The sequence below is a fragment of the Lentzea rhizosphaerae genome (assembly GCF_042649515.1).
GTDB lineage: Bacteria > Actinomycetota > Actinomycetes > Mycobacteriales > Pseudonocardiaceae > Lentzea > Lentzea aerocolonigenes.
On the sequence record NZ_JBHRZI010000011.1, the window covers coordinates 656,418 to 676,606 of the forward strand.

At 69.1% G+C, this 20,189-nt stretch carries 18 protein-coding genes; 8 read left to right on the top strand and 10 right to left on the bottom strand.

Annotated features, from left to right (window positions below; all coding sequences use genetic code 11):
* Positions 1-9: 9 nt before the first annotated feature.
* Both ACFOWZ_RS10600 and ACFOWZ_RS10605 read left to right on the top strand, forming a co-directional pair.
* Positions 10-165, top strand: coding sequence for a hypothetical protein (locus tag ACFOWZ_RS10600; RefSeq protein WP_382371572.1), 156 nt, complete (start codon positions 10-12; stop codon positions 163-165).
* A gap of 32 nt (positions 166-197) precedes the next feature.
* On the top strand, positions 198-860 hold the full coding sequence (locus ACFOWZ_RS10605) for a hypothetical protein (RefSeq protein ID WP_382371574.1): 663 nt from the start codon (positions 198-200) through the stop codon (positions 858-860).
* 62 nt (positions 861-922) lie between these two features.
* On the opposite strand, the gene purH is transcribed toward ACFOWZ_RS10605, so the two are convergent.
* The 7 genes from purH to ACFOWZ_RS10640 all read right to left on the bottom strand — a co-directional run bounded on the left by purH (position 923) and on the right by ACFOWZ_RS10640 (position 9,633).
* Positions 923-2,494 carry a bifunctional phosphoribosylaminoimidazolecarboxamide formyltransferase/IMP cyclohydrolase gene (gene purH, locus ACFOWZ_RS10610; protein WP_382371576.1) on the bottom strand — a complete coding sequence of 524 codons (1,572 nt, stop codon included), beginning with the start codon at positions 2,492-2,494 and terminating at the stop codon, positions 923-925.
* Positions 2,491-3,111, bottom strand: coding sequence for a phosphoribosylglycinamide formyltransferase (purN, locus tag ACFOWZ_RS10615; protein WP_382372642.1), 621 nt, complete (start codon positions 3,109-3,111; stop codon positions 2,491-2,493). The genes purH and purN overlap by 4 nt, the downstream gene beginning before the upstream one ends.
* Positions 3,112-3,160: 49 nt before the next feature.
* Positions 3,161-4,672 carry a cell division protein PerM gene (locus ACFOWZ_RS10620; RefSeq protein WP_382371578.1) on the bottom strand — a complete coding sequence of 504 codons (1,512 nt, stop codon included), beginning with the start codon at positions 4,670-4,672 and terminating at the stop codon, positions 3,161-3,163.
* A gap of 119 nt (positions 4,673-4,791) precedes the next feature.
* A complete protein-coding gene (locus tag ACFOWZ_RS10625) occupies positions 4,792-5,499 on the bottom strand; it encodes a DUF5336 domain-containing protein (RefSeq protein ID WP_382371580.1) in 708 nt (235 codons plus the stop codon).
* Positions 5,500-5,682: 183 nt separating this feature from the next.
* Entirely contained in the window at positions 5,683-6,570 is an 888-nt protein-coding gene (sucD, locus tag ACFOWZ_RS10630) for a succinate--CoA ligase subunit alpha (RefSeq protein ID WP_086663860.1), read from the bottom strand.
* A gap of 5 nt (positions 6,571-6,575) precedes the next feature.
* Positions 6,576-7,742: an ADP-forming succinate--CoA ligase subunit beta gene (gene sucC / locus ACFOWZ_RS10635; protein ID WP_382371582.1), complete on the bottom strand. Its 1,167-nt coding sequence runs from the start codon at positions 7,740-7,742 to the stop codon at positions 6,576-6,578.
* A 208-nt stretch (positions 7,743-7,950) separates the two neighbouring features.
* Entirely contained in the window at positions 7,951-9,633 is a 1,683-nt protein-coding gene (locus ACFOWZ_RS10640; RefSeq protein ID WP_382371584.1) for a hypothetical protein, read from the bottom strand.
* 135 nt (positions 9,634-9,768) lie between these two features.
* On the opposite strand from ACFOWZ_RS10640, the gene ACFOWZ_RS10645 reads away from it, so the two are divergent.
* Together ACFOWZ_RS10645 and ACFOWZ_RS10650 are read left to right on the top strand one after the other, a co-directional pair.
* Positions 9,769-10,749 carry an esterase/lipase family protein gene (locus ACFOWZ_RS10645; protein ID WP_382371586.1) on the top strand — a complete coding sequence of 327 codons (981 nt, stop codon included), beginning with the start codon at positions 9,769-9,771 and terminating at the stop codon, positions 10,747-10,749.
* A 208-nt stretch (positions 10,750-10,957) separates the two neighbouring features.
* Complete coding sequence (locus ACFOWZ_RS10650; protein WP_382371588.1) at positions 10,958-11,746, top strand: M23 family metallopeptidase; 789 nt, start codon at positions 10,958-10,960, stop codon at positions 11,744-11,746.
* Positions 11,747-13,296: 1,550 nt separating this feature from the next.
* Here the strand turns inward: ACFOWZ_RS10650 and pcrA are convergent.
* Positions 13,297-15,603, bottom strand: a complete 2,307-nt coding sequence (pcrA, locus tag ACFOWZ_RS10655) for a DNA helicase PcrA (protein WP_030471956.1) — start codon at positions 15,601-15,603, stop codon at positions 13,297-13,299.
* Between the two features lie 60 nt (positions 15,604-15,663).
* Positions 15,664-16,149, bottom strand: a complete 486-nt coding sequence (locus ACFOWZ_RS10660) for a hypothetical protein (protein WP_382371590.1) — start codon at positions 16,147-16,149, stop codon at positions 15,664-15,666.
* A gap of 182 nt (positions 16,150-16,331) precedes the next feature.
* Between ACFOWZ_RS10660 and ACFOWZ_RS10665 the strand changes: the two genes are divergently transcribed.
* Positions 16,332-16,631 carry a chorismate mutase gene (locus ACFOWZ_RS10665; RefSeq protein WP_269083678.1) on the top strand — a complete coding sequence of 100 codons (300 nt, stop codon included), beginning with the start codon at positions 16,332-16,334 and terminating at the stop codon, positions 16,629-16,631.
* Positions 16,632-16,650: 19 nt separating this feature from the next.
* On the opposite strand, the gene ACFOWZ_RS10670 is transcribed toward ACFOWZ_RS10665, so the two are convergent.
* Positions 16,651-17,703 carry a histone deacetylase gene (locus ACFOWZ_RS10670; protein ID WP_382372644.1) on the bottom strand — a complete coding sequence of 351 codons (1,053 nt, stop codon included), beginning with the start codon at positions 17,701-17,703 and terminating at the stop codon, positions 16,651-16,653.
* A 70-nt stretch (positions 17,704-17,773) separates the two neighbouring features.
* On the opposite strand from ACFOWZ_RS10670, the gene ACFOWZ_RS10675 reads away from it, so the two are divergent.
* The 3 genes from ACFOWZ_RS10675 to ACFOWZ_RS10685 all read left to right on the top strand — a co-directional run bounded on the left by ACFOWZ_RS10675 (position 17,774) and on the right by ACFOWZ_RS10685 (position 20,051).
* Complete coding sequence (locus ACFOWZ_RS10675) at positions 17,774-18,100, top strand: hypothetical protein (RefSeq protein ID WP_382371592.1); 327 nt, start codon at positions 17,774-17,776, stop codon at positions 18,098-18,100.
* A gap of 102 nt (positions 18,101-18,202) precedes the next feature.
* Positions 18,203-19,069 carry a hypothetical protein gene (locus ACFOWZ_RS10680; protein WP_382371594.1) on the top strand — a complete coding sequence of 289 codons (867 nt, stop codon included), beginning with the start codon at positions 18,203-18,205 and terminating at the stop codon, positions 19,067-19,069.
* Between the two features lie 172 nt (positions 19,070-19,241).
* Positions 19,242-20,051, top strand: a complete 810-nt coding sequence (locus tag ACFOWZ_RS10685; protein ID WP_382371596.1) for a hypothetical protein — start codon at positions 19,242-19,244, stop codon at positions 20,049-20,051.
* Positions 20,052-20,189: the final 138 nt, after the last annotated feature.

Genomic DNA, 20,189 nt, shown 5'->3' on the forward strand with positions numbered 1-20,189 from the left:
GCGCAGGCGATGACCTACCTCCCCGGCGGTTACGGGAAGCGGGTCGACGGCATCGGGGACGAGGCCGAGGTCGTCGTGTCACCGAACGGTCCCGAGCGCCTCATCGTCGAGTACCTGGTCCGCAAGGGCGACACCGTCGTGAACGACCTACTGAGGAAACTGTGAACCAACCACCACCACAGGGCTGGCACCAACAGATGCCACCGCAACAGGGCTGGCCACAACCACAGCCGGGATGGGGCCCTCCACAGCCGCCGAAGAAGAACAAGGCTCCACTGATCGTCGGGATCATCGCCGGCGTCGTGGTGCTCGTCACCGCGGGCGTCGCAGGGTTCCTCTACCTCGGCGCAAACTCCGACAGCGGCAGCCCCAAGCGCGGCGGCACGATGCCGGAGGCGTGCGCCAACGTGCCTGCGGCCGCGCTGGCCAAGGCCCGCACCACGAACGGCAATCCCGCCATGTCGAAACAGCGGAAGGTCCCGGACGGCACGCAGACGTCGTGCGCGTGGGACCAGACCAACGGCGAGGACGGCTCGGGGCTGCGCAACACCGACGCGTACGTCGTCGTGGGCGACGCCGCCGCAGAGTACGAGCGGCGCGTGTCGCAGTCGAAGCAGAACAACCAGGGCACGATCAACGAACGGCGGCTCGACGGGCTCGGCGACGAGGCAACGGTCGTGCTGGTGGACGGCAAGTCCGCGTTCCTGCAGCTCGACGTCATCGTGCGCAAGGGCGACACCGTCGTCGAGGTCGAGTACACCGGCTGGGACTCCGGCGTCTTCGGGAACAAGCGGCCGGACGTCACGGAGTTCGAGGCCGCCGCGCGGGGCGTCGCGGAAGCACTGCTCGCCGACGCGTGACTTTCAAGCGATGAAGGGAACCTTCATCAACCTCACGTTGATGAAGGTTCCCTTCATCGTGATCAGTGGGCGAAGTGGCGGGTGCCGGTGAGGTAGAGGGTGACGCCGTGCTCCTCGGCCTTCGCGATCACCTCGGGGTCGCGCACCGAGCCGCCGGGCTGCACGACCGCGCGCACACCGGCCTCCAGCAGCACTTCGAGGCCGTCCGGGAACGGGAAGAAGGCGTCCGAGGCGGCAACCGCGCCCTTGGCCCGCTCACCGGCGCGCTTCACCGCGAGATGCGACGAGTCGACCCGGTTGACCTGGCCCATGCCCACGCCGACGGTCGCGCCGTCGTCCGCCAGCAGGATCGCGTTCGACTTCACGGCACGGATGGCGCGCCACGCGAACTCCAGATCCGCCAACGTCTTCTCGTCCGCGGGCTTGCCGCACGCGAGCGTCCAGTTCGCGGGCGAGTCACCGGAGGCGTCGATGGCGTCGCGCTGCTGCAGCAGCAGGCCGCCGGACACCGGACGCATCTCCGCGCCACCGCGGGAAGGAGCCTCGGCCACGAGGATGCGCACGTTCTTCTTGCGCTGCAACACCTCCACCGCACCGTCCGCATAGGACGGAGCGATGATCACCTCGGTGAAGATCTCCGAGACGAACTCGGCCATCTCCACGGTGACCTCGCGGTTGGCCGCGATGATGCCGCCGAACGCGCTGACCGGGTCGCACTCGTGCGCCTTGCGGTGCGCGTCCGCGATGCTCACGTCGGACACCGCGATGCCGCACGGGTTCGCGTGCTTGATGATCGCGACGCACGGACGCTCGTGGTCCCACGCGGCACGCCACGCGGCGTCACCGTCGAGGTAGTTGTTGTACGACATCTCCTTGCCGTGCAACTGCTTCGCCGACGCGAGGCCCACACGGCCGTCGCCCTGCGTGTAGATCGCGGCGTGCTGGTGCGGGTTCTCGCCGTAGCGCAGCACGTTCGAGCGGTTCCACGTCGCGCCGACCCAGCCGGGGAAGCCGCTGCCCTCGTCGTCCGGCGCCAGCACGTTGCCGATCCAGGACGCGACGGCCACGTCGTAGGTCGCGGTGTGGCGGAAGGCCGCAGCCGCGAGCTGCTGGCGGTCGGCCAGGGTGAAGCCGCCCTCACGGACGTTCTCCAGCACCCACCCGTAGCGGGACGGGTCGACGACGACCGCGACGTTCGCGTGGTTCTTCGCCGACGCGCGGACCATCGCGGGGCCACCGATGTCGATCTGCTCGACGCAGTCGTCGGGGGAAGCACCCGACGCGACGGTCTGCGTGAACGGGTACAGGTTCACGACCAGCAGGTCGAACGGCGCGATGTCCATGTCGCGCAACTGCTGGACGTGCGAGTCCTTGCGCAGGTCCGCGAGCAGACCGGCGTGCACGCGCGGGTGCAGCGTCTTGACGCGACCGTCGAGGCACTCGGGGAACCCGGTGACCTGCTCGACCGGCGTCACGGGGACGCCCGCGTCGGCGAGCACCTTGGCGGTGCCGCCGGTCGACACGATCTCGACTCCGGCCGCGTGCAGGCCGGTGGCCAGTTCCAGCAGGCCGGCCTTGTCGGAGACCCCGATCAGGGCCCGGCGAACCGGTCGCCTCTCGGCAGGAGTGCTCACGGAATGCTCACCTTTCGTCCGTTCACGGTGCAGCCCTCACGGGCCAGTCGGCCGACCGTCTCGACGAGCAGCCGGCGTTCGACGACCTTGATGCGTTCGTGCAGGGTCTCCTCGGTGTCGTCGGGTTCGACGACGACGGCCTCCTGCGCGAGGATCGGCCCGGTGTCTACGCCCGCGTCGACCAGGTGCACGGTCGATCCGGTGACGCGCACGCCGTAGTCCAGGGCGTCGCGCACGCCGTGCGCGCCGGGGAAGGCCGGCAGCAGCGCGGGGTGGGTGTTGATCATCCGGCCGCCGAAGCGGGCGAGGAACCGCGGGCCGATGATCTTCATGAACCCGGCGGACACCACCAGGTCCGGTTCGTGCGACGCGACGGCCTCGGTCAGGGCGGCGTCCCAGGCCGCGCGGTCGGCGTGGTCGCGCAGCTTCACGGCGAAGTGCGGCACGCCCGCGCGTTCGGCGCGCTTGAGGCCCTCGATGTTCTCGCGGTCGGCGCCGACCGCGACCACCTCGATCGGGAGGTCGGTGGCGTCCAGCAACGCCTGCATGAGGGTTCCGGAACCGGAGACGAGTACGACGACGCGCGCCGGTGCGGGAAGGCGGAGTTCGGTGCTCAGCGTCTACTCCTGGCGTGGGGTTGCAGCAGCTCAGGGGCAGCCTATGACGTCACCGTTCCGGCTTGCCGTCCAGGTCCTCCTCGGGCTCCATGCCGAGCATCTCGTCGAACTCCGCCTCGAGGTCCTCCTCTTCTTCGAGGTCCTCTTCAACGGGCGGTTCGGCGTCGTCTTCCTCTTCGTCCGCAACGTCTTCTTCGTCGTCGTACTCGTCGTCTTCGTAGTAGTCGTCGTCTTCGAGGTCCTCCTCGACCTCGAACTCGTCCTCGTCCACCACTTCGAGCTGCTCGAACTGCTCGGTCAGCTCGTCGTCCTCGAAGACGACGTCCTCGTCGACCGCTTCCTCTTCGTGACCCGGTTCGACGAACTCGGCGTCGTCAGCTGCCGCCGGCTTCACCCTCGCCCCGGCCAGCCAGGCGACGAGCACGCCCGGCACCAGCACCCACAACGCCACGAGCAGCGCGAGCAGGCCCGCCGGCACCGTCACGGGATCGAACGCACCGGATGCCAGCCGTCCACCGGCCGTGGCGGCGAGCACGAGGCTGCCCACGGCGGCGGTGATCGCGGCCACCAGCACCGCGCGGAACCGCGAGGCCGGCCGGTCGGAGACGTTGCGGCAGGCCCAGCCGACGAACACGCCGATCGCCGCCGCACCCACCAGCACCACGGGACTCCACACCGCCGCGGTCTCCGGCATCGCCGCCAGCAGCGGCACCGGAGGCACCGGGCCACCGACGAACCGCATCGGCGAGACCTCGACCCCGCCCAGTGAGAACCCGGCGCCGACGACGTAGGAGAACCCGGCGATGATCGCGTTCGGGAGATAGCCGACGCACAGCAGGAACACCCCGAGCCCGACCCCGAGCGACGGCCCCGCCTCCGCGAAGAGCCCGCTCGTCGTGGGCCACGAGGCCGCAAGCCCTGCCGCCACCGCCAGCGCACCCACACTGACCAGCGCGAACAACGCCATGAACCCGGCGCGCAGACCGTGCAGCGCCACCGGGTCGAGCTTGTCGAACACCATCTCGACCAGGCCGCAGCGGCGGGCGACGCCGATCGTGGCGGCGAGACCGGACACGGCAGCACAGCCGAAGAACGCGACGGCGGGCGTGGCGCGCACGACGCCCTCACCCATCAGCAGCGCGATCGAACCGCCGACGACCGCGTGGGCGCCGGAGATGCTCAGCACCACACCACGTGCCTGAAGCGGTTCGTAGAGCCCGAGACGGTCGGCCGTGCCCGCGGCGGTGCGGCCGACGAGCAGCATCAGCAACGCGGTCGGCAGCAGCGGCAACACCCCGAGCTGACCGGCGTCGAAGCGCAGCGGCACGTGGTGCGCGGCCAGCCAGGCGGGCGCGGCGGCGCTGAGCACGCCGGCCGTGGAGAACTCGGCGTACGTGGCCGTCGCGGAGACCAGGGCGAGGAGCGCGGCCACCGCCGCGTAGCCGACGACCACCGACCCGACCGCAGCTGCGACCAGCACGCGCATGCGTTCGGACCGCGAGAACTCCGGCGGACGCACGGTGGTGACCTCGCGGGTCACGTCGCGTTGCAGCACGGGCACTTCTCCACTGTGTCAGGCCGGCTGGGCCGTTCGATGCAGGCACGCCGCACATGCGAAAAGGCGTCTGCAAGTACTACCAACCGCGAGTTGGTAGTACTTGCAGACGCCCCAAGAAACTCTTACTGCTGCGGTCCGCCGAAGCCACCGGGCGGCGTGCCCGGCGAGCCGAACTGGCCCGGCTGCGGCATGAAGCTGGTCTGCTGCGGCGGCTGACCCGGCTGCGCGGGCTGCTGCGGCTGCTGACCGAACTGCTGCTGCTGGCCGAACTGCGGCTGCTGCGGGGCCTGCTGCTGGTGCTGGTGCTGCTGCTGGCCCTGCTGCGGGAACGCGCCGGACTGCGGGTTCCAGCCACCCGGCTGACCCTGACCGGGCTGACCGGCGTACGGGTTCGCGGGCTTCGGCTCGAACTTCACGATGCCCTCGGCGAGCAGGAAGGCGAGCACGATCGCCGCCGTCTCCAGCAGCGCGACGATGAGCAGCACGATGTCGAGGCCCTGCACGGACGGCGACTTGATGATGCCCTGCAGCTGCAGCATCGTCTGCACGGCCGCCAGGATCGCGCCGACCGGCACGAAGCCCTTGGGGATGCTCGGCAGCACCGAGAGCCCCGCCAGCATGCCCGCGGCGAGCAGGTACGTGACGTTGCCGCTGACGTCGTCCGCGAACGCGACGAGGTACGCGACGAGCCCGAGGCCCGCCGCGACCAGCGGGAGGATCAGGCCGAGGTTGATGTTGTTGGCGCCGGGGGCGCCAGGGGCCTGATGAGGTGCCTGGTGCTGTGCCGGACCCGGCGGCTGCTGTTGGGGTGCGCCGTAAGGCACGGACATGTTGAGGTCTCCTCCTCCAGCCGAGTGAATCTCAAACGCTAGCCGACTCGCACGCTGAGACGATGACCGGATCAAACCGGTTCCGCCATCCGAGCGACTTCGAACCTACTCCGCCCTTTAACGCACGCGGGGACCTTTCGTACTCTCGAAAGGTACGAAAGGTCCCCGCGTGCGCTTCAGCTCTCAGAGAGCCTGCATGATCTCGCGCATCAGAGCGGCGGTCTCGGACGGCGTCTTGCCGACCTTGACGCCGGCGGCCTCGAGGGCCTCCTTCTTCGCCTGAGCGGTGCCCGCCGAGCCGGAGACGATGGCGCCGGCGTGGCCCATGGTCTTGCCCTCGGGGGCGGTGAAGCCCGCGACGTAGCCGACGACCGGCTTGGTCACGTTCTCCTTGATGTAAGCCGCGGCGCGCTCCTCGGCGTCGCCGCCGATCTCACCGATCATCACGATCGCGACGGTCTCGTCGTCGGCCTGGAAGGCTTCGAGGGCGTCGATGTGCGTGGTGCCGATGATCGGGTCGCCACCGATGCCGATCGCGGTGGAGAAACCGAAGTCCCGCAGCTCGTGCATCATCTGGTAGGTCAGGGTGCCGGACTTCGACACCAGACCGATCTTGCCGCTGCCCGCGATGTTCGCGGGGATGATGCCGGCGTTCGACTTGCCGGGGCTGATGATGCCGGGGCAGTTCGGGCCGATGATGCGGGTCTTGTTGCCGGTCGCGACGGCGTGCGCCCAGAAGTAGGCGGTGTCGTGCACCGGGATGCCCTCGGTGATGACGACGGCCAGCTCGATCTCGGCGTCGATCGCCTCGAGCACGGCGGCCTTGGAGAAGGCCGGCGGCACGAAGATCACGGTCACGTTCGCGCCGGTGGCCTCCATGGCCTCCTTGACGGTGCCGAAGACCGGGAGCACGGTGCCGTCGAAGTCGACCTTCTCGCCGGCCTTGCGCGGGTTCACGCCACCGACGATGTTCGTGCCGGACGCGAGCATGCGCTTGGTGTGCTTGGTGCCCTCGGCACCGGTCATGCCCTGGACGATGACCTTGCTGTTCTCGTTGAGGAAGATAGCCATCGTTCTCAGACCCCCGCAGCCGCGAGCTCGGCGGCCTTCGCGGCCGCGTTGTCCATCGTGTCGACAACGGTCACCAGCGGGTGGTTGGCCTCCGCGAGGATCGCGCGGCCCTCCTCCACGTTGTTGCCGTCGAGGCGGACGACGAGCGGCTTGGTGGCCCCGTCGCCGAGGATCTCCAGCGCCTTCACGATGCCGTTGGCCACGGCGTCGCACGCGGTGATGCCACCGAAGACGTTGACGAACACCGAACGCACGGCCTCGTCGCCGAGGATGACGTCCAGGCCGTTCGCCATGACCTCGGCGGACGCGCCGCCGCCGATGTCGAGGAAGTTCGCGGGCTTCACGCCGTACTGCTCACCGGCGTACGCCACGACGTCCAGAGTGGACATCACGAGACCGGCGCCGTTGCCGATGATGCCGACCTCGCCGTCGAGCTTGACGTAGTTGAGGCCCTTCTCCTTGGCCTTCGCCTCGAGAGGGTTCTCCGCCGCCTTGTCGACCAGCTCGGCGTGCGCCGGGTGGCGGAAGTCGGCGTTCTCGTCGAGCGTGACCTTGCCGTCGAGCGCGACGATCTTGTCCTGCGGGTCGCGGACCAGCGGGTTGACCTCGACGAGCGTGGCGTCCTCCGCGACGAAGGTCTCCCACAGCTTGACGATGACGTCGATGACCTGGTCCTTGACCTCGGCCGGGAAGTTCGCCGCGTCGGCGATCTCCTTGGCCTTGGCCGCGTCGACACCCTTGATGGCGTCGATGTGGATCTTCGCGAGGGCCTCGGGCTTGGTGGCCGCGACCTCCTCGATGTCCATGCCGCCCTCAACGCTCGCCATGGCGAGGAAGGTGCGGTTGGCACGGTCGAGGAGGAAGGAGAAGTAGTACTCCTCCGCGATGTCGGAGGCAGGCGTCACCAGCACGCGGTGAACGATGTGCCCCTTGATGTCCAGGCCGAGGATGGCGGTCGCCTTCTCCTCGGTCTCCTCGGCGGTGGAAGCGAGCTTCACACCACCGGCCTTGCCGCGGCCGCCGGTCTTGACCTGGGCCTTGACGACGACGGGCTGGCCGAACTTCGCGGCGATGGCCTTGGCGTCGGCGGGGTTGGTGGCCACATCGCCCGGCAGTACCGGGACGCCGTGGGCGGCGAAGAGGTCCTTCGCCTGGTACTCGTACAGGTCCACTCGGGTCTCCTGCGACGTCGGTGTCGGAACACCGCGCCTGGGTGGTCCTCAAGGGGCCAAGCGAACCCACTTGACGCGGCTGGGCCCAGACACTATCGAGCTGCGGCTACCGCTCGCACGCCACACCTGGTGAGGTCGGTCTCAACGGCGGTGAGGTCGATCACGCGTGCGCGCGCGTATAGAGGACAAGGCGTGCGCAGGACCACTTTCACCGCGTTGCGCGGGCTCCCATCAAGCCGGCGGCCACCAGCAGCGCCGCGCACGACGCGAGCGCGAGCCACGTGCCGGGGCCCGTCACCGCGCCCACGACCTTGTCTCCGGTGAGAGGCAACTCCAGTGCCCGGATGCCGACCAGCAGCACAGCACCCGCGAGCACCGCGGCACCGCGGGCGGGCCTCGACCGGAACGCGACCACCAGCCCGACGACCAGCCACACGAGAGAAGAGATGAGAGCCGCCGAGATGACCGGGTCGTTGCCGGGGACCAGCGTCGGGGCCGTGTAGTTGTTGCCGCGCACGGTCGGCAACGCGAACGCGCCCACCGCGAACAGCCCGGCCAGCAGCACCGCGCCGAGCTCGGCCATCGGCAGCTGCTCGCGCCTGGCGGGCAGAACGGCGTTCTCCCGCTCGACGGCACCGGCGAGACCCGCGCAGATGAGGGCGAGGATCCCGAACGGCGCGACGAGGATCATCAGCCAGAAGCCCGCGCCCGGCTGCGCGATTCCGGCCTGGCTCGCGGACACCACCGGCTGGGTCGCGCCCGCGGCGGCGAACTGCATCGCGAGGTAGCCGAACATCAGCGCGGGGCGCACCACGTCGGCGATCGACGGCACGAACAGGGCCAGTCCCAGCAGCAGGAACGCGATGGCGCCCGGCCACAGGAGGTTCGCGGACGCCAGCTCCGGCGCCGGGCCTCCGGTGGCGAGGACGAGCTGCGGTGCGAGCGCGCCGCCGATCATGGCGAGGGCGGCGAGCACCGCGAAGACACCCGCCGTGACGTGCATGCGCCGGACCGACGGCAGCGTGAGGTCCCGCGTCTCGTCGCGCTTGCCGCGCACCAGCCGCCAGAGCCGGGCCAGCAGAGGCACCGCGGGCAGCAGCAACGCGGCCGACAGCGTGATCAGCGGCCCCACGGCCAGACCGAGACCGGGCGCCGTGGCCCCGGCCACCAGCGGCGGCAGCGACACGGCCACCAGAGCGAGCGTCACGCCGTACACCCCGCCCTCGCGGGTGTCCGGGTCGGGCGAGCTGGCCGCGAGCGCCGTGGCCAGCGGTGCGGCGAGGGCGATCAGCAGACCGCCCGTCAGCCCGATCACCGGCAGGTCCCACGGGCCGCGGTCGAGCTGGAACGGGTCGGCCGAGGTGAACGGCTTGCCGAGGAGCCCGACCGTCGCCCAGAAAGCGATGATCACGTGCACCGCCACGAGCCCGGGCGGCTCCGACTCGTCCGCGGGCATCCCGGCCCTGCCTGCCGCCAGCACGCCGCCCGCGATCACCAGCACGTGCCCGGCGATCAGCAGCCACAGCCCCGCGGACGGGGTGACCGCGATCAGCGTGGCGGGCCGGAAGAGCTCCGGTCGCGCCACCGCCATCGCGTCGGCCGCGATCTGCAGGTCGCTCACCAGGCGGCCGACGGCGAAGACTCCCACCGCGGCGATCAGCCCCGCCGCCACGAACGGCCTGCCGCGGAACAGCAGGGCACCCGCGACGACCGGCGGCAACAGCGCCAGCAGGGCGAGCAGCGGCCACGACGTGTAGGCGGGTTGCGCGCCGTCGACCACGCCGAGCAGCGGGCCCGCCGCGGTGAGGAGGGAGCCTGCCGCGAGCAGGGCCCACGAGGTGCGCAGCCTGGCGGCGGCCGGGGTCTGGTTCTCGAGCTCGGTTCGAGTCATCGCGGGCGAACCTAGCAAGTCAGGCGTTGGGTTCCGTGTTACTGGCTGCAACCAAGTGAGACGAAATTCGTTCGCATGTGGAAAACATCCGCCGGGTACTCCTAGCCGGTGAGTTCATCACCTACCGTCGCTCATATGAGCGACAACGGCCGGTCGTGGATCACGCGTCTGACTGACGCCGTGCTCGACCGTGCCGGCTGGGGAGTTCACACGGCGCGCGATGTCGCCGAAGAGGTGAAGGTCGCGTTGCGCGCCATGGCCACGCCCGGCGGGATGCGTGGAGTCGCGATGGAAGCGGCCTGGCTGACGGCCCACGCGGTGCTCTACCCGTGGGGTGCGATCACCGAGCAGCTCCGCACGGACGGCCACTTCCGGCACTACCGCACCGACGGCCTGCCACCGCGCCAGCGCGGGCTGGTGGTTTCGGCGATGGACGCGGCGGGCACCCCGATCGTGTTGGTGCACGGCATCGGGGACAACCGCTCCGCCTTCGCGGTGCTGTCGGGGGCACTGCGAAGGCGGGGCTTCGGGGTGGTGCACGCCATCAACTACAGCGTGCTGACGGCGTTGACCGGGGACGTCCGCCGCTCGGCCGCGTTGCTGGGTGCGCACATCGAGCGGATCTGCGAGCAGACCGGCGCGGACCAGGTGCACGTCGTCGGCCACTCGCTCGGCGGCCTCATCGCCAGGTATTACGTGCAGCGGCTGCACGGCGACGCGCGCGTCCGCACTCTCGTGACCCTGGGGACCCCGCACAGCGGCACGCTCGCCGCCTACGTCCTGCCGACTCCGCTCACCAAGCAGCTGCGACCGGGCTCCGATCTGCTCGAGGAGCTCGCCGAACCGTGCCGGCCGTGCCGCACCCGGTTCGTCGTGGTCTGGTCGGAGATGGATCAGATCATCGTCCCTCAGCGCAACGCCCGGCTGGAGCACTCTTCATTGCTCGTCGAGGAGCACCAGATACGTGATTCAGGTCACCTTTCTTTGCCGGTTGACACGAGGACCCTTCACGTAGTTGTGACAGCCATCACCCGATCGGACGACTCAACCGGTCACCCCATCGCCGCTGGCGGCGAGGCGTGTCGCCCGCCTGGCGTGACCGACGGTCACAGTTGACAGTTGAAACCTCCTGGTTGCCGCCTGTTCGGAGGACATAACGAACTGGGGTTTGCCCTCTGAGGCTCCCCGCCGTTACTGTCCCCCGGTCCGTTGTCACGGTCTGATCACAGAAGGACACCGAGTCAGAACCCCGAAATCTGGCTCACCGGGAATCCCCCGCCCGGCAGTCCACCGATCAGGCTCCCCGAAGGCGGAAGGGCAAGCTTTGAGTCACCACCGCTCCCCCGGCGGCCATGAACGCAGTGCTGCGCTTGACGAGGCGGTCGACCGCGCCTCCACGCGCACCGTCAGCTCCCACCGGCTCCCCCCGCCACCGTCGGCGCTCCGTGGACGCATCGTCGTCGCCGCCGTCGCAGTAGGCGCTTTCGCCGCCGCAGGCGCAGGCCAGACCCTGCAGGCCGCCGCGGACGACAGCAACGACGTCCAGCTCGCGAACCACACCGACGGTTCCGCCGCGTTCACCGGCCAGGGAGGCGACACCGCCCCCGCCCCGCAGATCCTCGCCGTCTCGAAGACGACCTCCGAAGGCTCCGCCGAGGCCGCGAAGCTCCTGCGCAGCCAGCAGCTCACCACCCAGCGCGAGGCCCAAGAGGCCGAGAAGAAGCGCCCGAAGTTCGTCCGCCCCGCCGCCGGCGAGTTCACCTCCGGCTACGGCGGCCGCTGGGGCACCATGCACCTCGGCATCGACATCGCCGGCCCCATCGGCACCCCGATCCTCTCCGCCGCCGACGGCGTCGTGATCGAGGCCGGCCCCGCGTCCGGGTTCGGACTCTGGGTCCGGGTGCAGCACGAGGACGGCACGATCACCGTCTACGGGCACGTCGACTCGTTCAACGTCCGCGAGGGCCAGGCGGTCAAGGCCGGCCAGCAGATCGCCCGGATGGGCAACCGCGGGTTCTCGACCGGTCCCCACCTGCACTTCGAGGTGTGGAACCCCGGCGGCCAGAAGGTCAACCCGCTCACGTGGCTCAACGCTCGTGGTGTGACGGTCTGATTTTGGGTTGGCCTGATCTGGGGTTTGTTCGCCCTGGTTTGGGTTCTGGGTCGTGAGTGCGGCCTCCGGTTCTGGGTTGCGGGTTCCTGGTCAGGCGTTGCTCTGGTTCGGAGTTGCCGGGTCCCGGTTGGGCGTTGCTCCGGTTCGGGGTTGTCGGGTTTCGGCTTTGCAGGACCGGTTCGGGACGGTTCCGGGTGAGTCTTTGGTTCGACGGTTTCTGAACTACGGCTCAGTAGCTTTCTCGCGGGTTGATGTTGGTGGACCACCTCCGGGTGTGGGTGTGGGCGGTTCAGGGGCCTCAGAGGCCTCTTGGGGCTCAGGAGCCTCTTCTGTTGGCCGGGCTTGAGGACGGCTCTAGCGATCCGGGTCTTCGCGGTCGCCTTCTTGGAGTCGGACCTCGCGCGGTGGTCTTCTCACGGATGGCCTCTTCCACCGGCGGCGTTCCCGCGGCGGCGTTCCCACGATGGGCTTCCCACGATGGCCTTCTCGCGGTCGCCCAGTTCGCAGTCGCCCAGTTCGCGATGTCCCGCTAGCGGTCAGGTGCTCTGGCGTCGCTGTGGGGATGGCGGATGAAGTAGGTCGTCGCTACCCGCCAGACCGAGCACATGTGCCTGCGCCATCTCGGGCCGCACGCCTTGCAGGCTCCGGAGTCGGTTTGCCTGTGGTCCTGGAGCAGGGTGCGCCAGGCTGCCACCAGGCGGTGGGTTTCCGGGGATTCCAGCTGGGCGAGGGATGCGAACACGCGTTCGTGCAGGACGGCTGCCAGTACGTGGTCCATTTGAGCCTCTTCCGCTGGGGTGGTGGTCACCATGCGGTCGATGATGCTCTGGGGGTCTGACAATTTTTGACGGGTGGGGGCTGACCTGCGGGGGTCGGCTCGGCTGATCGCCCGTTTGGGTCGGTTGACCTGCGGTGGGGTGCTGGGTCGATGGTGGATCGGCGGCGGATCCGTGGGGGACCGGTGGCGGATCGGTGGTGGCGAGACAGTGCGGCCGGACCGCTCTCCCGTTCGGTCCGGCCGCACCTCGCCGCGAAGTTAGGCCCCCGCCGTCCCTTCGCTCCCCTATCTGTCTGCAGGCTGCTCCCCTTGCCTTGGACCGCCCCGAACGTTCCTCGGCTGTGCTGCTTGCGACACCCACATAGACGTACGAGGTGGCTGCTCGTTGCGCCGGATTTTGGAGAAATTGTGGAGTTTCTGTGTGGTTTGGGTTTTGACTGGTCAGGGTGGGTGCGCGCCGGTTGGGTGGGGCGTCCCCCTGGTGCGTTGGCGGGTGCCGGTTTCGTGTCCGTAGGTGGGCACGTTGAGTCCGTACCCAGCTGCTGGTTTCTGGGAGCTCTGCCCCAGACCCCGCCAATCTGATCAAAGACCAGTCCAGCGCCGTCGGCAGGCTGATGGCACGCCTGTTGCGTTGGGCGGCTTGCTGTTGCGTAGGTGGATTGCGTAGGCGTGCGTTGTTTGCCAAAGACTGCTCGGCCGTCGCGTTGCCTGGCCTTCGGCCTTGGCGGTGGTGGCTTGCCTCGGCTTCGCGCTGGGGTGTGTGGCGTGCGGGTTAGAGCTTGGTCATGGGGACGCTGCCTATCAGCATCAGGCGGACTGTGCCTGAGCCGCCGAAGTCGATCGTGGCTGTCGCCCTCAGGCCCGCGCCGTCCACTGCCACCACTCGGCCCAGGCCGTACTTGTCGTGGGTTACTCGGTCGCCCACTTCCAGTTTCATGGCCGGGGCGTCCTTCCAGCCCGTCTTGGACGGGGCTGGGCGGGTCAGGCCTCGGGAGGCTATGCCGCCTGAGGCTGAGCGGCCCCACGTCGTGGCGGCGGCTGGGGCTGAGCGGGAAGGTTCTACTCGGCGCCAGTCGAGCAGGTCTTGGGGGATTTCGCCCAGGAAGCGGGAGGCCGGGTTTGCTGAGGGCTGGCCCCAGGCTGAGCGGACCAGGGCCCTGGAGAGGTAGAGGCGGCGTTGGGCCCTTGTGATGCCCACGTAGGCCAGGCGGCGTTCTTCTGCCAGCTCGGCCGGGTCGCCCAGGGCTCGCATGTGGGGGAAGACGCCGTCTTCCCAGCCCGTGCTGAAGACGACCGGGTATTCGAGGCCCTTGGCCGTGTGGATGGTCATGAGGGTGACCACGCCGTCGGATTCGGCGTCCGGGATCGAGTCGGCGTCTGCCACGAGGGAGACTCGTTCCAGGAAGGCCGGGAGGGACGGGACCGGCTCCGCGCCTTCCGGGAGTTCCAGTTCGGTGAACTCGCGGGCCACGGTGACCAGCTCGTTGAGGTTTTCGATCCTCGTGTGGTCCTGGGGGTCCTCGCTGGCTTCCAGTTCGGAGCGGTAGCCGGTCTTTTCCAGGACCGCTTCGAGGATGTCGGCCACGTCGTCCTCGCGGGCGACCATCTCGCCGAGCTCGTCCATCATTTCCACGAAGCCCGCGATGGCGTTGCGGGAACGCGGGTTCAGCATCGGGACTCGGTCCAGGTCGCGCAGGGCCGCGGCGAAGCTGATGCGTTCGCGCTCCGCGTAGGCCGAGACGCAGGCTTCCGCTCGCTCGCCGATGCCGCGTTTGGGGACGTTGAGGATTCGGCGCAGGGAGACCGTGTCGTCCGGGTTGGCCAGGGTCCTCAGGTACGCGAGGGCGTCGCGGACCTCTCGGCGCTCGTAGAAGCGGACGCCGCCGACGACCCGATAAGGGAGGCCGAGGCGGATGAAGATCTCCTCGAAGACGCGCGACTGGTTGTTCGTGCGGTAGAAGACGGCGATCTCGGAGTTGTTGACCTCGCCGCCGTCGACCAGGCGGTCGATCTCGTTGGCCACGAAGGCGGCCTCGTCGTGTTCGTTGTCGGCGACGTAGCCGACGATCTTCTCGCCCTCGCCGAGGTCGGACCACAGGGTCTTGTCGCGGCGGTTGGGGTTGCGGGAGATCACCGCGTTGGCCGCGGTCAGGATGTTCTGGGTGGAGCGGTAGTTCTGCTCCAGCAGGATCGTGGTGGCGTCCGGGTAGTCGCGCTCGAACTCCACGATGTTGCGGATCGTGGCGCCGCGGAAGGCGTAGATGGACTGGTCCGCGTCGCCGACTACGCAGAGCTCTGCCGGTGGGATCTCGCCGCCCGCCTTGCCGACCAGCTCGCGCACCAGCGTGTACTGCGCGTGGTTCGTGTCCTGGTACTCGTCCACCAGGACGTGGCGGAAGCGGCGGCGGTAGTGCTCGGCCACGTCCGGGAACGTCTGGAGGAGCTCGACGGTCCTCATGATGAGGTCGTCGAAGTCGAGCGAGTTCGACTCGCCCAGGCGCCGTTGGTAGACCGTGTAGACCTCGGCCACGCGGCGTTCCAGGTCGTTCGTGGCCTGGGCCGTGGCGGTCTCGGGGTCGATCAGCTCGTTCTTGAGGTTCGAGATGTGCACGGCCAGGGTGCGGGCCGGGTACTTCTTCGGGTCCAGGTCGAGGTCGCGGGCCACGAGCGTGATGAGCCGGCGCGTGTCGTCGCTGTCGTAGATCGAGAAGTTCGACGACATGCCCAGGGTCTTCGCCTCGCGGCGCATGACTCGGACGCACATCGAGTGGAACGTCGACACCCACATCGAGCGGGCGCGGGCGCCCACCATGTCGGCGACGCGCTCCTTCATCTCCGCGGCGGCCTTGTTCGTGAACGTGATGGCCATGATCTCGCCGGGGTGCACGTCACGTTCCGCGAGCAGGTACGCGATCCGCCTGGTGAGGACACGCGTCTTGCCGGAGCCGGCGCCCGCCACCACGAGCAGGGGTGAGCCGGCGTGCTCAACGGCACGGCGCTGCGCGGGGTTCAGATCGTCGAGCAGATGACCCGCGCGGGAAACGGGGGGACTTGAGGGCAAGTCGAACAAGGCGCTCATCGTCCATCCACGGTACCGGGCGGCACCGACGAATCCGGTACCGCCCGACCACGTGTTCGATCAGGTGCTCAGATCGATGCGGTACGGAACGCCCGCGTGTGCGCTGTCACCCGACGTCTCGGCGTAGACGTCGAGGGTGTCGGTGTGGTGCTCACGGCCCACGGTCTTGATGCGGAGCTTCGGGAACGCCTCACCGGGGACGGCGAGGAAGCCGTCGGTCGTGCAGTGCATGCCCTCTGCACCGGGCTGCCCGGCGACGTCCCAGCACCTCCAGTAGTCACCCTCGTACCCGGTGACCTCGAGCTTGTCCGGCGGGAACGAGATGCGGACGTACAGGTCGCCGACGTCCTTGCCGGATCTGTTGGCGACAGCGATGTCCACCGCTCCCGGCCAACCGCCACGCATGTACCAGTAGCCGGTCGGCAGGACCTTCCACCCCTCGGCCGGCGTCATCTCGACGCTCGCCCATCCACCGTCCGCGTGGGCGGCGGGAACGCTGGATGCCGACAGCAGCAGGGCGGCAGCCAGGCCCAGTACGTGCTTCACGATGACCCCAAACGGTCGCTCTATGAGACGGGTGCACTCTAGGTGGGGTTCCTGTGGCACACTAGATCTATGCGCGCGACCTTCTTCGAGTTTTTCTACGGGACCCGGACTCCGGCTCCCGTGGTCGTCTAGCGCTGAAAAGCCACCACGAAGCCCCGGAGTCCTCGGACACCGGGGCTTCGTTGCTTCCGGGCCAGGACTCGAAGAGTCGAGAGGTCACCACCATGGACACCACCACCGAGCCGGACATCAACGAGCTGCGCCAGGAGATCGACCACCTGGACGCGGAGATACTGCGCCTCGTGCAACGCCGCGTCGAGGTATCCAAGATCATCGGCGCGGCCCGCATGGCGGCCGGCGGCACGAAGATCGTGCACAACCGCGAGATCGACGTCCTCAACCGCTACAAGCCGCTCGGCCCCGAGGGCAAGGACCTCGCACTGATCCTGCTGAAGATGGGCCGCGGCCCGCTCGGCAGGTAGGACAAGCGCCGGCCCGGCGTCACAGCACGCCGGGCCAAAAAGGCCTCAGGGCCTTGAGAACGCGAGCGAAGTCCGCGTCCACGAGCTGCGAGTCGTCCGGCACGTAGGCCAGCGGATCTTCGAGCAACGGCTCCGGCAGGTCCAGGAGGCCCTCCACCAGCGCGTGCAGGCACAGCGCCGCGTATCCGCGCAGGTAGCCGCCCTCCTGGGTGAGCACCGCACGCGTGCCGAACGACGCCACCCGGCGTCCGATCTCGCGGTAGCCGTCGGCCGTGAGGTTGTGGCGGCCGTTGGGATCGAACGCCGATCCGTCGAACCCGGACGCGCACACCAGCAGGTCCGGTTCGAACTCGCGCAGCAGCGGGAACGCGATCTCGTCAAGCGCGCGCATGTACGCCGTGTCACCCGCACCCAAAGACAGTTCGATGTTCACGTTCCGCCCGTTGGCGCCCACCTCGGAGGGCGCACCCGTCTGCGGATGGTTCGTGCCCCACGAGCCGTGCCGCATGTGCACAGAGATGGTCAGCACGTCCGGCCGGTCGTAGAACACCTCCTGCGTGCCGTTGCCGTGGTGCACGTCCCAGTCGAGCACCGCGACCCGCAATCCCTGCCGCCGCGCGGTCTCCGCCACCAGCGCCGCGTTGTTCACGAAGCAGTAGCCGTCCGCCATGTCCGGCTGCGCGTGGTGCCCCGGTGGCCGCACGAGCGCGTACGCGAGCTGCGCTCCCGACTCCAACGCCGCCAGCGACGTCCCCGCCGCCGCGCACACCGCACGCCACGTCTCCGGGCCCACGACCGTGTTCACTTCCAGCGCCACACGCGTCGACACGCGCAACGAGTCCAAGTACCCGGCCGTGTGCACGCGCAGAAGCTCGTCAACGGACGCATGCCGTCCCTCGTGCCACTTGAGGTGCGACGCCACCGGCCCGTGCATCAGCGCGTGCCGGAACGTGCGCAGCCGCGCGGCGTTCTCCGGGTGCGGTTCAGCGACGTCGAGCCACGGCCAGGAGCCCGGCAGCTCCCACAATCCCTCGCCGGCGTCGTGCTCGAGGCAGTCGTCGTGCCAGAACATGTCCACCCGAACCGGATATCAGGGCGATCACGGATGGTCCACCGAAAAAATCTGGGGGCACACTGGAGACATGGGCCTCATCGCCGCACTGATCGCCATCGCCGGCCTGCTCGCCGCCTTGGCGCACGACGCATACCTGGGCTTGCTCGGCTCGGCCGCGAACAAGAAGGGCCTCGCCGGAGCACCTGTCTCGCAGTTCGTCCGCAGCCGCTGGAAGACCGCCATCATCACGACCGCCGGCGCGGTGATCGGCCTGCTGATCACCAACGGCGACTCGCTGGGCGCCGACGTGATCGGCGCGCTGATCGCGGGTGGCAGCGGCCTCGCGGCCATCAACGGCGTGCAGAAGACGCACAAGCAGTTGAACAGCGGTCAAGCGCAACTCCCGCCGCGCTAGAAACTCCACACGATCGAGTGTCACTCGTCCTGAACACCCCCTTTGGTTGCTTCGGCACCTCCGGACGGCCCTACCCTGATTGCGTCGCAGAGGGGTGTCGGGATGGACGAACAACCGGGCAAACATCGTGTCGACGACGGTGGCGCCCCGCCGCAGGAGGCGCAGGCGCGACCCGTCGTCGGTGGTGACCGCATCCCGCTGCCCCGGCGCCGCCAGATCGATCCGCTGCAGGACACCGACGGCCTGCGGAAGTTCAACATCGGTCTGGTGCCCGCCTCGGTCACGCCGCCGCGCACCTGGAAGCGCGCGGCCTGGTTCGCGGTCATCTCGTCCGTGCTCGTGCTGGTCGGGCTGAGCGTCGCCGCGGCCAAGCTGGTCGGCGGCGGCGGCGAGGTCGAGACCGTCGGCCTGCCCGGCTACCCGTCGGACGTGCCGTTCATCTCCGGGCTGCCCACCAGCCCGCCGACCCCGTCGAGCCCGTCGGTCACCGGCACGCGCCCGTCGGCCGCCAACACCGGCAGGGGCGCGGCCGTGCCCGGCACCGGCACCGGCGCCAGTGCACCGGGCAGCAGCGTCGCGGGATCCGCGCCGGGAACCGCACCGTCCGGGACCGCACCGCCCGTGATCACGACGGTGCCCGTCAGCCAGGCGCCGGTCGTCGACGGAGGCAAGATCGCCCAGCGGACCGCGAGCTTCTACCAGGAGATGGCGACGAACGCGGACACCGCGCTCGCCATGACCACGGACACCGTGCGCTCGAACGCCGGCGCACTGCTCGAAGGGCGCCTGGCCGACATCTCGCTGATCGAGGTGAAGGAGATCGCGGTCGACCCGAGCAAGGGCCTCACCGTCAGCCTGCTGCAGGTGACGAAGAAGGACGGCTCGGTCAGCACGGAGAAGCGCGAGCTCAGCTTCACGGTCGGCGATCTGCCGTTGATCAACGGTGAACGGTTGAAGCTCGGCGGCTGAAGTGGCTAAAGGTCACGGCCCGAGTTACCGACCGTAAGAAGTAGCACCTTCGAGCGAATCCCGAGCACCGCTGGACGCCACGAACGGCTGAAGTCCGTTCAGATGCTGGCGTCTGAGCGCGATGCCACGGTACGTCTTCTGGTGACCACGGAGAGTACGGAGGACGAGTCCAGTGCAGCGTCCCGCGACGACCGGACGGCGGCACAGCCGCGCCGGATCGATCAGCGTGGCTGAGCTGATCAAGCAGCAGCCGATGCGCATCCCGTCGAGCGAGGAAGCCGCGACCGACGCACTCGTCACATCGCTGCTCGGTCCCACCGAGAACATGACCGCGACGACCGCGGTGATCCCGGCCGTGCCCGGTCGCCGCCGCCGCTCGAAGAAGAACCGCCTCGCCAAGGCCGCCGGCCTGCTGACCGGCGCGATCGTGCTGGTCTCGTCCGTCACGGGTGCGGCCGTCCTCGCCGGCAAGCGCCCGGCGAACACCGGCATCCCCGTCTCCGAACGCCCCGTCGCACTGTCCGGCGCGAGCGCACTGCGTCCCGATGTCCTGTCCGCCCAGCTGCCGAACGAGCGCCCGCCACTGCAGACCGCCGCCGACACCCCGATGCCGCAGCCGTCCGCGCTGCTGCTGGAGACAGTGGAACCGACCACCCCTGAGGTCTCGGTCGGCCCTCAGCCGCAGGTGGACGTGGTGAAGCGGTTCTACGAGCTGCTCACGACCAAGCCGAACGCGGCGGCCAAGCTGCTGTCACCGGACCTCGTCGGCAAGAACCCCAAGGAGTTCGTCGAGGCCTGGGGAATGATCAAGACGGTGAACGTCGACCAGACGTCCGTCAGGCCGGACGGATCGGTGCTCGCGGTGGTGTCGATGCAGGAGCTCGACGGGAGCTGGCTGCGCATCGAACAGCTCTTCTGGCTCACCGACACCACCCAGCCGCGGATCATCGGCACCGAGGTCCTTTCGGCGCAACGGAGTTAGGCCGCACCCAACTGGGATCGCCGTTCGCAGTCGAACGGTGACCGCTCGTCGCGGAAACCCAGTTCCGGACGTGAAAATTCCCCCGAAGGGGTTACATCTCGGGTCACGATTCGGTATCCATGTTCCCGCCAGTGCGCA

What these genes read in the sequence shown, in the direction of transcription:
- pcrA (WP_030471956.1), bottom strand. Translation starts at nt 15,603, where the DNA reads ATGAGCGCCTTGTTCGACTTGCCCTCAAGTCCCCCCGTTTCCCGCGCG.
- ACFOWZ_RS10605 (WP_382371574.1), top strand. Translation starts at nt 198, where the DNA reads ATGCCACCGCAACAGGGCTGGCCACAACCACAGCCGGGATGGGGCCCT.
- ACFOWZ_RS10600 (WP_382371572.1), top strand. Translation starts at nt 10, where the DNA reads ATGACCTACCTCCCCGGCGGTTACGGGAAGCGGGTCGACGGCATCGGG.
- ACFOWZ_RS10625 (WP_382371580.1), bottom strand. Translation starts at nt 5,499, where the DNA reads ATGTCCGTGCCTTACGGCGCACCCCAACAGCAGCCGCCGGGTCCGGCA.
- ACFOWZ_RS10640 (WP_382371584.1), bottom strand. Translation starts at nt 9,633, where the DNA reads ATGACTCGAACCGAGCTCGAGAACCAGACCCCGGCCGCCGCCAGGCTG.
- ACFOWZ_RS10670 (WP_382372644.1), bottom strand. Translation starts at nt 17,703, where the DNA reads ATGTTCTGGCACGACGACTGCCTCGAGCACGACGCCGGCGAGGGATTG.
- ACFOWZ_RS10645 (WP_382371586.1), top strand. Translation starts at nt 9,769, where the DNA reads ATGAGCGACAACGGCCGGTCGTGGATCACGCGTCTGACTGACGCCGTG.
- ACFOWZ_RS10680 (WP_382371594.1), top strand. Translation starts at nt 18,203, where the DNA reads ATGGACGAACAACCGGGCAAACATCGTGTCGACGACGGTGGCGCCCCG.
- ACFOWZ_RS10675 (WP_382371592.1), top strand. Translation starts at nt 17,774, where the DNA reads ATGGGCCTCATCGCCGCACTGATCGCCATCGCCGGCCTGCTCGCCGCC.
- sucD (WP_086663860.1), bottom strand. Translation starts at nt 6,570, where the DNA reads ATGGCTATCTTCCTCAACGAGAACAGCAAGGTCATCGTCCAGGGCATG.